Consider the following 12,253-nt stretch of genomic DNA (forward strand, 5'->3'; position numbering starts at 1 on the left):
GGTGTGCCAGCGTCTCACTGAGTAACTGTGTAGGTAGCAGGTCGAGTCACTCGACGGTTTTCTAGCGCTAGTCGTCGTCTGACTCTTTCTCGCTGGTGGATGCATGCTCCGCCAGTAGTTACCAGGCGGGCGGTTGGAAGTGGCCCGTCAACCCGTCACCAGAGAGCGGGTCGCCTTGTGGGCGGCCCGCTCCTCTTACATCGGAAACGCACCCATGGGGCTGGGCACGGCCGTGCCAGCCTCCTCGCGGATACGGTCGACCTCGGCCTGCACCTGCTCGTCGGACCAATCCGGATGCAGGATGCGCACCTTGGTGTCGGTGCTCGCGGCCTCGGCTTGCGCCAGTAGCGCGAGCGTTTGCGCGGTCGTCTGTGGGTCCTCCGACACCGCGTCGCCGAACTGGATGTGCGGTCGCTCGTCGACGGCCACCGCCGAGAATCCGAGGGCCCGGTCAAGACGCAGCATCACGTGCAGCATGTCGGCGAGGGCCGGCGCCCAGTAGCGGCCCTTCACGTCACGCGTGATCATGCTGCGTCGCTCTCGGGCGACAACCTCGGTTGCGGTAACCGCGGTGGCGTCGCCGAGTCCGAAGGACTGAGCGGAGTAGCCGGCGCTGTGTACGGTCTGCCGCACGATGGCTTCGGCGGTCTGTTGGTGCTCGGCCACCCTGATAGCGAACTGCGACAGGGTGATTCCCGCCGCGCCGGTCTCGGTCGGCGGAATGTTCAGTGTCTGCCAGATCTCGCGGTCGGCGTCGAACGACGCGCCACTGCCGGCGCCGTTGGATCGCAGGTACCCGTCGGGCACGATCAGCCGGGCGCGGGCGAGGCGAATGTCGCGCATCCAACTGGTCCAAGTGGTGTCGAGGGCGTCGAACTGGTCGTGCGCGCCCCCTTGGAAGTCGGACCGGCCGAGCGGGCTGCCGCGGTGCGCTCGGTTCGGCCGCATGTTGGGCACGTAGGCGGCGGTGATCGCGTCTGGCAGTCCGGTCTCGATGGTGTCGCCGGCCTCGCCGAGGGAGTCGACCAGACCGGCGACGGTGGGGTGCTCGACCAGGGGCACGCGCACGCCGAGGCGGTCGGCGTCGCCCTGGTAGAGGCCGTGCAGGATGCGGCCGGGCTCGTGCCGCTCAAGGTGGCGCCATACGGTCACCGAGTCGCTCGGCAACTCGTGCCAGAACGTCACGGCCGACAGGATGCCGAACCGGAACTCGGGCAGTGCGCTGTCGGCATGCACCACGGTGAGCAGCGGGCGGGCGGCGAGGCTGGCATCCCACGTGACGCGCAGGAAGACCCCGCCGAGCGCTGCGGCGACCTCGGCGGCCTCAAGCAGCGTGTTTGCCACACCGCCGGCCTCGGCGAGCTTGTCGAGCCTGGTCTGCGTGGCGGTGTCCTCGACGGTGAACGTCGGGGGTTCGGAGAACAGCAGCGAGGCCGAGGTGTTCGCGATGTCGGCGGGGAGCGGGATGTGCAGCCGTGTATCGGCCTGTCCCGGTGCTGGCGGGCGCCGGCCCCACAGACGGCGGCGACCGTCGGGGCGCAGCTGGTCGCGGGCGTAGACCTCGGACAGTCGCTTGCGGTCGCCGGCGTACCACGCGTCGTCGACCCGCATCTCGGCGTACTCGGCGGCGAACTGCGTCGGCGGCCACGGGGCCCCGTTCTCTGGCAACGGCACGTCAGCTCACCCCCTGGGCAGTTGGGACGGGTAGCAAGTGACGCCACTCATGGGCGGCGGAGTGCACGGCGTAGCGCAGCGCGTCGACGCTGTGATCGTCGCGCTTGATCGGCTTGTCCTCGCCGCGCTCGGAGGCGGCCGGATCCCACGCGTACGCGGGCAGTTCATCCAGCAGCCCGGAGCAGGAACGGTGAATGAGCAGCAGCCCGGAGTCGAGCGCGGTCGCCGTCGAGCGGATCCCGTCAAGCACGTCGTTATTGGCACGCGCGATGCCGGGGTGTCCGTCGTTCCACATCTGCACCGTGAACGACGCGGCGCTCGGGTCGATGAACGTCCACTCGGGCACGACGTCCTGCTCGTCGAGCCAGGCCCGTATGCGGGCGCTGTACTGCATGTCGGTGAGCTGCCGGTGCGCGGTGCGTGAGTCCCAACGCCACTCGGCGCAGGCGTACAGCCGGTCGTCGGTGCCGAGGCCGAGCAGTACGGCGCTGGTGGCGTTGGTGGTGCCGTAGTCGATGCCGAGCCAGTGCCGGCGCATCGGGGGCAGGGTGTCGACGACTTGCTGCTGCTCGTCGTACATGTCGAATACGGCGCCCTCGGCGACGACCCATGCACCGTCGATCATGCGGCGTTTCCACAGACCGACGTACTCGGCGGCCAGGGCGGCGACGTAGGCGGCGGAAAGACTGGGGTTGTCGTCGAGGCGGAAGTGCCACGCGCACAGGTCGAGCTCGTGTGCGCGGTCGAGGTAGCCGACCTTCGCCCAGTGCCGGGGACTGTCGGGGTTCGTGGTCGCCAGCACCCGGGCCCCGGGGACGCTCAGCCGCGCGAGTAGCTGCACGAAGAACGCTTCCGGCAGCAAGGTCAGCTCGTCGACGTAGGCGAGCGAGGCCGTCAAGCCGCGCAGCCGGCCCTCGGCGCGCGCGTCGGCCGCGCCGATCAGGTGGACCGTACGGCCGAGCACGGTCGCGGTCGTCGCGCCGCGGGTGTGGCGTACCTGCTTGGCGACGGGCCCGAAGAGCGAGGGGTCTTGCAGCGGCTCGAACACGTTGCGCTCGATCGTCTGGAGCGATCGGCCCACAACGATGATGAGACCGGACGGCGGGGCCTCGGCGACTGCGAGCAGCCACGCGAGCAGGCTCGCGATCGTCTTGCCGGACCGCACGGCGCCATGCCAGATGTTGATGCGGGCGGTTGCTTGCACGACGCTGCGCAACTGCTTGCGGGACAGGGGAAGGGTGTCGAGCACGCGCTCACCCCCTGCCGGTGTCCTCCTCGGCCTCGTCGTCGCCGAACGCTTCGCGCAGTCCGCGGGCCAGGTCGCCGAGCATGGAACGCACCTCGCCGGCGGAGTTGCCGGCGTCGATCTCTGCCAGCCGCGCCGCGGAAGTGAGGTACGAGCCGATCGCTTGGGAGTGGTGGCGCTCGTCCTGGGCCGGCGGGTCGTCAGTCGTGATCCGACGGGTACGGCCGTCGGGCAGCAGCTCAACGCGCACGTACCCCTCGGGGGCCTCGACGCGGTCGAGGTTCGCGGCAGCGCGCGCGTACAGGCGGGCGACGAGCTGCCGGCGCTGCTCGGCGAGGTCGAGCTGCCGCGCGGCGGTGGCCGGAGCTACCCGGGCGCCGCCCTCGAACCGCAGCCCCTCGTCGCTCGCGATACGCGAGACGGTCGAGGCGGAACGGCGCAGAGCACGGGCGATCTCGTTGCGGGTCTCGCCGGCGGCGTGGCGGCGGCACACCTCGTCGCGCTCGGCCTCGGTGACCGGGCGGCGCTGCATGGGCGGTCACCTCCCGGCGGGCAGAGACGAGCGCCCCGCCACGTCGGGGGGCGTGGCGGGGCGCTCGGGCATGTGGAGTTGTCGGGGTGTTTCCGGGCACGCCGGAAGCGGCTCCAACTCTAGGTCACGGAACGGTAACGATGCAAGGTTGTTCGCTGGGGAGTTTGCCGAGGTCGTAGACCCTCGTGGCGTGGTGCTGGGGCTGCTACCCGGGGCGTGGGGGTCCAGCTACCCGGTCGGATGAAACTCAGCCAGGCGCCTAGTTACTAAACTGATCCGCATGCCCAATCACGCAGCCGCCCCGTCCTGGATGGACGTTGCGTGCGCGGAGTTGGCGCTGATGGCCCCGCGCAACGATCGCTTCGATGGCCCCGATTACGTCATCGTCGATGGCGACAGGCACTTGGCGATCGAACTTAAATGGTCGGGCCACGCCGGGGCCGGCAAGACAGCCTCGGTGGTGAGCTTCTGGTTGGAAGCAGCGCTGTGGGCAAAGCGCACCAAGAGCGCTCTGGATGAAGTCCTAGCCCACCGGTCCGCCGTTGAGCTCGGGCTGCGTCTCCTGGCGACCTCCGAAGAGGCCACAGGCATTCCGTCGATCACGGCCGTGGCGACCTCTCCCAACCTGGCCGCAGTCTGGGGCAACCGTCTCCTTCCGTCGCTGGAGCAGCTGACACGGGCCTCTGGCGAAGTTGAGCGGCTCTGGCATGTCGCGGTGGCCCTTCTCGCTGAACTTCTCGGCGTTCGAACCCACGGCCACGATTCTCACGCGGTGCCTCATGAGTCGTCCCCCTGCGGGGTGCTCAGACTCGCGTCACCTCTTGTTCCGCGTGCGCCTGGAGGGCCGGCGTGCTTGCCGGTCCCTTCAAATTCTTGCGCGCTTGCCGCCTGACGCCTGCCGAGGCGGGCGGCTGCCGCCCGCATTTCGAGAGGTGCATAAGTGGACGGCCCCACCCTGTGGGTACTGGCCCTGTTCGGGCTCATCAGCTTGGTACTGGTCATGGGAACGAAGCTGGCTAACGATGTCGAGCAGTTCTGTACGGCGTGGATCAGCGTTCTTCAGCGAATCCGTGATCGTCTGCGTCGCCGCAGCCAATCGACGAACGAGGAGGACGACGGGCCGACTCACCCTGTGACGACAGAGCGACGACCCGAGGGCCGAAGGCGCAGCCCCGAAATCGGTCATCACGGCGACCGAGGCGACCGCCAGCCCTCAACGCACGGGCGCCCAGACGGTCGGACATGAGGCGATAGGGTGATGAACAGCCATTGCGGGGGTTGCTCCCGCGGTGGTTAGGGCCCGTCGAGCTTGTGAGGAGCGAGACGGGCCTGCTCTTATGTGGGCGGCTATGCGGCCGGGTCGCGCTCGAAGACGTAGCGGGCCGTGTCGACGTCGACCGAGTCGCCAGGGTCGCCGAGGCGCCACACGCTCACGCGCACCCGGGCGTCGCCCGCTGCGAGCTCGCGCGCGACGTCGACGGCAACCTGCTCGGCGGAGTCCTTGAGCACCTCGCGCGTGCCGGAATCGACGGTGACCCACGAGCCATCTTGGAACTGGTCGAGGCGGTAGGACGCTTCCCAAGGGTGCTTGCGTAGGTAGGAGTAGACACGCGAGTCGTTCGCGAACCCGAGCTCGCGAGAGATCTCCGAGGCGCTCTGTCCGTTGATCCTGGCGTCGAGGATGATCTCAGGCAACGCGCCCTCGATTGCCTTTGCCGCGCGCCGCACCGTGCCGGCCTCGGACAGGGGCATTTTCGCACCTAGCACCTCGACGACCTCGGCGCGCTCTTCCCGGTTCGCTGCGTCCGCGTGCGCACGCGCAAGCGCGAATAGCGCGGGCGCGCCTTCCTCGTCTCCAGCGGACACAGCCACGGGGCGGGCCTCGGGCCTGTTGCTCTCGTACTCCCGCACCGCGCGGTCGAGGTGCGTGACGAGGTCGGCGAGGTAGGGCCGCTCGGCGAGCAGCCGCACTGCGGCGTCGTACTGCGACTGGTCCCTGCTGGTCATCTGGTGAGGGTCCTAACGGGTTGGGCCCGCCCCGCGGTGCGGGGCGGGCGATGGGTCAGGAGAACAGGTTGCCCTGTTGTCCGTTGGGGCGTGTGCCGTCGAGCGTGAGCTGCTGCCCGTCCTCGTCGGCGAGCCATGCCTCGTGCCACGTCGTCTCGGTCGACTCGTCGAGCTCGGCCTCGACGCCCTGCTGCTCGATGGCCAACGGGGCGCCGAGGTCCCGTGCGATCTGCTCGGCGAGGTCGACCGATGCGGCATACCGACCGTCGTCGATGGTGCGGGGGCCGGCGGTGAAGGTGTGCAGCTCGCCGTGCGCCGCGGTGATGGCGCCCGGCCATGCGCTACGCAGGAACCCGACGACCTGCTCGCGCTCGATCACGAGCACATCGCCGTCGAGGATGTCGTCTCGGCACTGCGTCACGTTGTACGCCTCTCCGGTGCTGCCGAAGTGGTGCACGGCCGGCGCCTGCTCAGTGCGCTCCGCACCGCCCTGCTCGACGTCCTCGGCGGATTGAGCGGGCGCGGCCGTGATGACGCGGACGCCGTAACGGGCGGCGCGCTCAACGCACTTCGTGCACGTCGCCTCGCCCTCGACCTCGCCGCGCTCCAGCTCGTAGAAGTCGATGGCGGGGCGGCACAGCGCGTCGCCGGCCTCGCGACGCAGACGGCCATCGAGGGGGACGTCGAGCACGATGTGCCGGGCGAGCTCGGCCTGCTCGGTGCTCTGGTGCGGGTGGTAGGACTGGCGCACGCGGGCGGTGATCTCCATGGGGGTTGCTCCCTTGGGGTGTGGTGCCGGGTGAGGACCGGCCGAACACCTCCACTGTAGCGAGAACTGTTGCGACAACACAACAAGGGTTTAGAGGTTCTTCTCGGCCTCAACTCGCATCTCAGAAAGGCAAGTTGCTGCGCCGCGGCAGCGAGGCGCACCTCACTGCCGCAGCGCAGCGTGATCTCACTCGAAGAGCGCGCCCTGCTCTCCCTCGCCCTGGTCAAGGCCGAACAGCTCGTCGCCGACCGGCGGGGGAGTGGAAGCGATCCAGCCGCCGCGCCACGTCCCCCCGGCCGTGGGCTGCTCGACGGCCTCGGCCTCGTCGACGGCCTGCTCGGGCTGCTGCTCACCTGTCCAGTGGCACCAGTGGCAGCCCCTGCCCGCGCACTCCTTGCACCGATCCTCGGCCGGCACGGCGTTGCACTCCTCGCAGGTGTCGAGCATCTGCTCTTCGTGCTCGGTGCACATCAGCGCCCACTCGAACTCGGGGTCGCCGGCCGACGCTTCCGCCTCGATGTTGTACTGCGCGCAGTCGTTCGCAGCCTCGACGCAGCAATCAACGGCGAGCACGCACCCCTCGTCGCTCCATACCCCGGCGCTCTGGGTGGACTGCTTGCGGGCGCACCAGGTAATCGGGTCGCCACTCACGTCCGGCCGCGAGCGCTTCCCGTGCAGGCACGTATCGTCGACGTTGGTGGCGGCGGGCAGCTCGGCGGGCACGGCCGGCTGCGCCTCGGCCGGCGGGGCGTCCTCGACCGGGCGGTGCGCGAACACGCATTGCGAGCTACGCAGCATCTTCTCGACGGCCCACCCCCGGCGCGTCATTCGGTCGGCGAGGCAGTCGAGCGACGGGCCGTTCCACGAGTCATCACGCCGGATGATGCGGCCTCCCTCAAGCCAGTACAGGGCGACGCGGCGGCCCTCGCGGGGGTCGATCATGTACCCGCGTACGTCGCGCTCTGCCTCGGTCGGCTCGGTCACGTCGTGGTGATCGGTCAGGGGGGCGGCGACCAGACCGGCGAGGGCCTCGCGGGCGGCAACGACGTTGGGGTGTGTGGCGTTGCTCGGGGTGCTGCCCTCGGCGGTTCCGGCGTGCTCGACGACGACACCCTCGACGAGGCGCTGCTCGGCCTCGATCTGCTCGGCGTCCGTGGCATCCTCGGCGGGCGTGCACACGGCGTCGACCTCGGCACCCCATGCGGTGACATCGGCGGCGACCTCGTCGACCTCGGCAGCAAGCTGGCGAATCTCGGCGAGGTGGGCGTCGACCTCGGCGTGCTGCTGCGCAACGCTGGCAGCGAGAGCGTCGAGGCGCTCGTCGCGCTCGGCTTCAGCGGCGAGGCGAGCCTCGGCGCGCTTCTCGGCGGCAGTACCGCAGGTGGTGCACCAGTCGTAACCCTTCTTGTCGAGCAGCTCGACGACGTGCTCGACGTTGAGGTACTCGGCGATGAACTTGCCGCACAGCGTCTCGTCGTTGCTGGGCGAGTAGTGGATGCGCCTACCGCGGCGGCCGGCGGTGGCGTATCGGACGTTGGCGCGCTCGGCGAGGCTCTTGTCTTCCATGGGGGTTGCTCCCTTGTGTGATGGGTGCCGGGTGAGGACCGGCGGGGTAGGGCCGGGGCCCGCGTGGTGCGGGCCCCGGTAGTGCTCTCAGTGCAGGCGGGCGGCGGGGACGATCACCGCGTGCCCCTTGGCCGGCCAGACGTCGCAGACGTCGAACGGGTAGCCGTCGGTAAGGACGACTCGACCGGGTGCGTAGCCGGACCAGCGGCAGACACCGCACCCGCACGTCGGGTCGTACATCGACGGGTCCGCGTAGTACGGGGTGTCGAAGTACTCGGCCTGTTCGAGCTCGACGGTGGTGCCGAGTGCGGCGCACTGGCCGAGCACCAAGTCGCCCTTACGGACGTCAGCGGCTCGTGCGATACGCACGGCTGCGGGGTCGAAGAGGGGCGGGGTGACTCCGGCCGGGTGGCCGGTGACGAGCACCGGGAAAAAGGACACGTCATGCATGGGGGTTGCTCCCTTGCTTGATTGCTGCCGGGTGAGGACCGGCTGAACACCTCCACTGTAGCGAGAACTGTTGTCACAACACAAGCTGGATCTTGAATAACTCAGGCTATTTGCAAGGAAGTTGAGGGCGGGGTCATGCAGCCCGAGCGCGCTCGGTCGGCTGCTGCGCCGCGTCGAGCGCAATCACCAGGGCCGGCAAGGCGTGCCACTCCCACACGCGCCGGCCGAGCTCGTCATAGGGCACGGGGGCCGTGCAACTCGGTCCGGTCGAGCAGGTGACCCGAGGCGCTTCGTCGGGGTCGGTGTGCAGCGTGAGCTCGCCTTTGCACCAGGGGCACGGACGCTCGGGTACGGGCACTGTGCGGGCGTCGAGGCCGAGGGCGCGCAGCACCCGGCCCTCGACGGCGCGGGCGACGCGGTGCGCCTCATGCAGCAGGTGCTCGGGGAGTGGCAGGAAGGGAGCCGCGGTGAGCGTGCCGTCGAGCTGCTGCTCGGGCTCGGTGTCCTCGTCGAGCAGCCGGCCCTCGACCCACACGGCAGCCCAATGCAGCCCGTGGGCGCGGCTACCGGGGTCGCTCAGGCTACGAAACGTCCACCGTCGCGGGTCGTCGAGCGGTGCGCGCTGTACGGCGGCGGCGAGGGTGTCGGCGAGGTCGAACAGGGCCCGTTCGGCATGCAGACCGGCGTCGAGGGCGTCGAGGTTCGCCGGCGCGGGGTGTTCGCGCAACACCAGCGGGGCGCGCTCGACGAGCGGCTCGTCGCCGGCCGCGGGGCGCAGCAGGTGTGAGAGCTGCCGCGGTGGCCATGGCTCGGCCGGCGGGGTCTCGATGGCGAGCAGCAACTCGCCCCACTGCGCCCGTACGGTGCGCAGCGCGGCGGCGCCCTCATGGCGGGCGGTCTGCGGGCTGGTCATGGTGTGGCTCCCGTCAGTGGGCGAGGCTGTCGAGGGTCTGCTGCGGCGTCAGTTCGCCGACGCACAGGGCGCGCAGTGCCTTAGCGAGGCTCCATGCCTCCCCGGGGAAGTCCGCGCACAGAACGGCGGCGAGACCGGCCGCGGTCTTGAGCCTCTCGGTGTGCTCGTCGCGCTCGGCCTCGATCTCTCGTATCGCCTGCTCGGCGGCGACGAGGCGCTGCTGCGCTCGGCACACCGCGGCCTGCTGCCCGCCGGCGGCGCGCCGGGCCTGGTCGCCCGCGGCAAGCTCGGCCTCGACGGCGGTGCGCAGCAGTGCGGCCTCGGGGCGTGAGAGCACGCCACGCTCGGCACGGGAGAGCAGCACGAGCAGGGTGTCGCGGCGGGTGGTGCGGGCCCGCTCGCGCTCGGCGGCGCGGCCATTCCGGCTGTTGCGGGTGCGGGTCATCGCAGGGTCACCACCTTGGCGAGCTCGGCGAGCTCGGGGTCGACCGGGTAGGAGATGACGAGCTCGCCCTCGTCTTGGCGCACGGTCGCGTCGGTCAGCTGCCGGCCGGTGTCGTGCAGCTTCGACCGCGCGGCGGCGAGCAGCTCGGCGACGTCGAGCAGGGATGCGGGCAGAGGCAGGAAGTGCTCGGCTCGGGTCTCGTGGACGTGGCGGAAACGGGGGGCAGTCATGGCATCACTCCGAAGGGAAGACGGACGCGCCTCGCGCGCGCATGGGGGCCGCATCGACCGGTCGCTCGGTGCTGATCAGAACGGCGGCTCGTCGGTGCGCTGGGGCTGCTGTGGGGTGCTCTGCCATGTGTTGGCGGCCGGCTGTTGTGCGGTGCCGTTCTTGGTGACGGTGGCGCTCGCGTTCTTGAGGCTCGGGCCGACCTCGTCGACGTCGAGTTCGTAGGCGGTGCGCTTGATGCCCTCGCGGTCCTCGTAACTGCGCTGCCTAAGTCGTCCGGTGACGACTACGCGGGTGCCGCGGGTGAGGGATTCGGCGACGTTCTCGGCCTGAGCGCGCCATGCGGAGCAGGTCAGAAACAGGGATTCGCCGTCGCGCCATTCGTTCGTCTGCTTGTCGAAGGTGCGCGGGGTTGAGGCGAGCCGGAAGCGGGCGAGGGCAGCGCCGGCGGTGGTGAATTTCAGCTCGGGGTCGTCGGTGAGATTTCCAGTGACGGTGATGACGGTCTCTCCGGCCATGGGACGTCCTTTCGTGCTCATGGGTACGAAATTCGTTCTAGCAAGAACGTTAGCGGGTATGGGTGTGTGCTGGCGTGTGGGTTGTGGGGTCCACCGTGATGCTCATGCCCTGGTCGGCGAGGGCGGCGAGCAGCAGTTCGGCATCGCGGGCGGCGGCGGGGGCGAAGGGGTGTTGCAGGCCGTCGTACGCGTACGGGCGCAGCTCATGCAGTAGGCCAGCGAGCATGGCCACCAATGCGGGGGCTGGCGCTTCCGCGGCGCTCATGCGGCGACCCTTCGCGCTGCGGCCTCTTGGCGCGAGGGATGGGGGGAACGGTGGCTGTTGGACGTAGCAGCGCCGTTCGGTGAGATGCGGCGCGAGCGGCACGGCTGCTCGGGCTGTGCACCGCACCATTCGCACGGCACGCTGAGCGGATCCGGGCGGCCGGCGGCGACGGTCGCCTCGCGCTGCGCCCGTGTGGGTCGGTGGGCGGCGAGCTGCTGCCGTACGGCCGGCGGTATCGGCGAGCCGAGCGCGGCCAGACGCGCGGCGACGTCGGGGTGCGGATCGCCGGCGGTCAGTTCTCGGTGTGTGCTCGGTGTGGTCTGTCCCGTGGCGACCGCGGTGCGCGTGGCGAGCAGCTCGGCTCGCCACGCGGCGGGGTTGTCGGGGTCCGCGTCGGGTGTGGGGTCGGTGTGGCGGTGCATGAGTTCGGCGCGGTGCGTAGCCCAGGCGGCGAGCAGATTGTGCGGCTCGATCGCGTAGAACTGCGCGGACCGGTCCCCGCCACGCTGTTCGTAAAACGCGCGGACGACGCGCGTTGCATCCCACGTGCCGTCCGCGGTGGTGGCGGGCACGTCGGGTAGCGCGTTGGCCCATCGGTCGATGGCGTATGCGGCGCGCTGCTGGTCGGCGACCACGCGGCCGAGGCGCCCGTCGAGGGCAGCGGCGTAGTTCAGCAGCGCGGCAGCTTGGCGGCGGTCCATTAGGCGTTTTCCTTTCCTTCGAGAAGGGCTAGGCCGGCGAGCAGGTTGTCGGTGTGACTGGGCGGGGTTCCGCGGCGGAGCGGAACGACGTTCCCGCCCGTTGCGGTGGGGGCTGACGGGCCGGCAGGGGAGCAGTCGAGGTCCTGCCAGACCTTGAGCCAGTAGCGGGCGCTCTTGGGTGCGTCGCCAGGGGTGGTGCGATGTGCGGCGAGCTCGACGAGGCGCTCGACGCCGTGTCGTTCGACGAGCTGCCAGACGTCGCGCTGCTCGCCGAGGCCGAGCGACCAGCGAACCGGGACGCTGGCGGCGTCGAGCGCGTCGGCGAGGGGGCGCAGCTGGTCGACGACCGCCGAGCGGCTCGTGCGCGCGGGCGCGTGCGGCTGCTGCTCTTCTAGTAGTAGAGAGCTGCTGTTGTTATGGGGGCCGTTTACCGCTCCCCCCGGGGCCGGATACCGGCCCTCCCCCGGGCCGGTCACCGGCCCCCCACCGGGCCGGTTACCGGTCCCGCCAGGGCCGGATACCGGTCCCCCGGGGGCCGGATACCGGCCCGGGTCGGAATCCGGACCGGGCCGGTTACCGGCACTGTCAAAGGCGGGCATGTCGGGCTGCTCGCGCACGTGGCCGACGGCATGCGGCAGGCAATAGACGGTCTCGCGGTTCGGCCCCAGGGCGCCGGCGACCTCTTCCAGCTCACCCGAGGCGAGCAGCTTGTCGACCGCGGCCCGTACCGACGAGCGGGCGGCACGGGTGCGCTGCATGAGCATCGCGGTACCGGCGTACGCGGTGCAGCTCGCATCGGGGCACTTGTCGGCGATGGCGAGCAGGATCGTGCGGGCCAGTCCGCACGACTCGGAGCGGGTCCACACCCAATCCGAAGCATCCAAGCTCACGGGCGTTGTCCTATCGACTTGATACGGAAGAGCTGGAACGCAAAGAGAG

General features: G+C 70.2%; 14 protein-coding genes and 1 pseudogene. 1 reads left to right on the forward strand and 14 read right to left on the reverse strand.

Annotated features, from left to right (window positions below; all coding sequences use genetic code 11):
* Positions 1–195 precede the first annotated feature (195 nt).
* The 3 genes from ACFV1J_RS14685 to ACFV1J_RS14695 are packed head-to-tail and all read right to left on the reverse strand — an operon-like array spanning position 196 to position 3,452.
* Positions 196–1,674 carry a phage portal protein gene (locus ACFV1J_RS14685; protein WP_385857792.1) on the reverse strand — a complete coding sequence of 493 codons (1,479 nt, stop codon included), beginning with the start codon at positions 1,672–1,674 and terminating at the stop codon, positions 196–198.
* Between the two features lies 1 nt (position 1,675).
* A complete protein-coding gene (locus ACFV1J_RS14690; protein WP_385857794.1) occupies positions 1,676–2,923 on the reverse strand; it encodes a PBSX family phage terminase large subunit in 1,248 nt (415 codons plus the stop codon).
* Positions 2,924–2,927: 4 nt separating this feature from the next.
* Positions 2,928–3,452 (reverse strand): helix-turn-helix domain-containing protein, encoded by a 525-nt coding sequence (locus tag ACFV1J_RS14695; protein WP_385857796.1) that lies wholly within the window; start codon positions 3,450–3,452, stop codon positions 2,928–2,930.
* A gap of 280 nt (positions 3,453–3,732) precedes the next feature.
* On the opposite strand from ACFV1J_RS14695, the gene ACFV1J_RS14700 reads away from it, so the two are divergent.
* The gene (locus ACFV1J_RS14700; RefSeq protein ID WP_385857798.1) at positions 3,733–4,344 is read left to right on the forward strand and encodes a hypothetical protein; all 612 of its coding nucleotides are present in this window, start codon (positions 3,733–3,735) and stop codon (positions 4,342–4,344) included.
* 455 nt (positions 4,345–4,799) lie between these two features.
* On the opposite strand, the gene ACFV1J_RS14705 is transcribed toward ACFV1J_RS14700, so the two are convergent.
* From ACFV1J_RS14705 to ACFV1J_RS14755, 11 genes and pseudogenes are all read right to left on the reverse strand, one after another.
* Positions 4,800–5,459: a hypothetical protein gene (locus tag ACFV1J_RS14705; RefSeq protein WP_385857800.1), complete on the reverse strand. Its 660-nt coding sequence runs from the start codon at positions 5,457–5,459 to the stop codon at positions 4,800–4,802.
* A 55-nt stretch (positions 5,460–5,514) separates the two neighbouring features.
* Positions 5,515–6,228 (reverse strand): hypothetical protein, encoded by a 714-nt coding sequence (locus ACFV1J_RS14710; RefSeq protein WP_385857802.1) that lies wholly within the window; start codon positions 6,226–6,228, stop codon positions 5,515–5,517.
* Between the two features lie 186 nt (positions 6,229–6,414).
* Positions 6,415–7,794: a hypothetical protein gene (locus tag ACFV1J_RS14715; RefSeq protein ID WP_385857804.1), complete on the reverse strand. Its 1,380-nt coding sequence runs from the start codon at positions 7,792–7,794 to the stop codon at positions 6,415–6,417.
* An 87-nt stretch (positions 7,795–7,881) separates the two neighbouring features.
* On the reverse strand, positions 7,882–8,244 hold the full coding sequence (locus tag ACFV1J_RS14720) for a hypothetical protein (protein WP_385857807.1): 363 nt from the start codon (positions 8,242–8,244) through the stop codon (positions 7,882–7,884).
* A gap of 133 nt (positions 8,245–8,377) precedes the next feature.
* Positions 8,378–9,157 carry a hypothetical protein gene (locus ACFV1J_RS14725; protein ID WP_385857809.1) on the reverse strand — a complete coding sequence of 260 codons (780 nt, stop codon included), beginning with the start codon at positions 9,155–9,157 and terminating at the stop codon, positions 8,378–8,380.
* Between the two features lie 13 nt (positions 9,158–9,170).
* On the reverse strand, positions 9,171–9,602 hold the full coding sequence (locus ACFV1J_RS14730; protein ID WP_385857811.1) for a hypothetical protein: 432 nt from the start codon (positions 9,600–9,602) through the stop codon (positions 9,171–9,173).
* Positions 9,599–9,832, reverse strand: coding sequence for a hypothetical protein (locus tag ACFV1J_RS14735; RefSeq protein ID WP_385857813.1), 234 nt, complete (start codon positions 9,830–9,832; stop codon positions 9,599–9,601). Before ACFV1J_RS14735 ends, ACFV1J_RS14730 begins: the two co-directional genes overlap by 4 nt.
* An 84-nt stretch (positions 9,833–9,916) precedes the next feature.
* Positions 9,917–10,348: pseudogene (locus tag ACFV1J_RS14740) on the reverse strand (single-stranded DNA-binding protein); the annotation flags it as partial.
* A 49-nt stretch (positions 10,349–10,397) separates the two neighbouring features.
* The gene (locus tag ACFV1J_RS14745; protein ID WP_385857815.1) at positions 10,398–10,574 is read right to left on the reverse strand and encodes a hypothetical protein; all 177 of its coding nucleotides are present in this window, start codon (positions 10,572–10,574) and stop codon (positions 10,398–10,400) included.
* 35 nt (positions 10,575–10,609) lie between these two features.
* Positions 10,610–11,314, reverse strand: coding sequence for a hypothetical protein (locus tag ACFV1J_RS14750; protein ID WP_385857817.1), 705 nt, complete (start codon positions 11,312–11,314; stop codon positions 10,610–10,612).
* Positions 11,314–12,204, reverse strand: coding sequence for a hypothetical protein (locus ACFV1J_RS14755; RefSeq protein ID WP_385857819.1), 891 nt, complete (start codon positions 12,202–12,204; stop codon positions 11,314–11,316). The genes ACFV1J_RS14750 and ACFV1J_RS14755 overlap by 1 nt, the downstream gene beginning before the upstream one ends.
* Positions 12,205–12,253: the final 49 nt, after the last annotated feature.

The sequence above is a fragment of the Streptomyces sp. NPDC059649 genome (assembly GCF_042734445.1).
Taxonomy (GTDB): domain Bacteria; phylum Actinomycetota; class Actinomycetes; order Streptomycetales; family Streptomycetaceae; genus Streptomyces.

Coding starts and splice junctions, on each gene's coding strand:
- ACFV1J_RS14695 (WP_385857796.1), bottom strand. CDS start 3,452: ATGCAGCGCCGCCCGGTCACCGAGGCCGAGCGCGACGAGGTGTGCCGC.
- ACFV1J_RS14700 (WP_385857798.1), top strand. CDS start 3,733: ATGCCCAATCACGCAGCCGCCCCGTCCTGGATGGACGTTGCGTGCGCG.
- ACFV1J_RS14705 (WP_385857800.1), bottom strand. CDS start 5,459: ATGACCAGCAGGGACCAGTCGCAGTACGACGCCGCAGTGCGGCTGCTC.
- ACFV1J_RS14710 (WP_385857802.1), bottom strand. CDS start 6,228: ATGGAGATCACCGCCCGCGTGCGCCAGTCCTACCACCCGCACCAGAGC.
- ACFV1J_RS14715 (WP_385857804.1), bottom strand. CDS start 7,794: ATGGAAGACAAGAGCCTCGCCGAGCGCGCCAACGTCCGATACGCCACC.
- ACFV1J_RS14720 (WP_385857807.1), bottom strand. CDS start 8,244: ATGCATGACGTGTCCTTTTTCCCGGTGCTCGTCACCGGCCACCCGGCC.
- ACFV1J_RS14725 (WP_385857809.1), bottom strand. CDS start 9,157: ATGACCAGCCCGCAGACCGCCCGCCATGAGGGCGCCGCCGCGCTGCGC.
- ACFV1J_RS14730 (WP_385857811.1), bottom strand. CDS start 9,602: ATGACCCGCACCCGCAACAGCCGGAATGGCCGCGCCGCCGAGCGCGAG.
- ACFV1J_RS14735 (WP_385857813.1), bottom strand. CDS start 9,832: ATGACTGCCCCCCGTTTCCGCCACGTCCACGAGACCCGAGCCGAGCAC.
- ACFV1J_RS14745 (WP_385857815.1), bottom strand. CDS start 10,574: ATGCTCGCTGGCCTACTGCATGAGCTGCGCCCGTACGCGTACGACGGC.
- ACFV1J_RS14750 (WP_385857817.1), bottom strand. CDS start 11,314: ATGGACCGCCGCCAAGCTGCCGCGCTGCTGAACTACGCCGCTGCCCTC.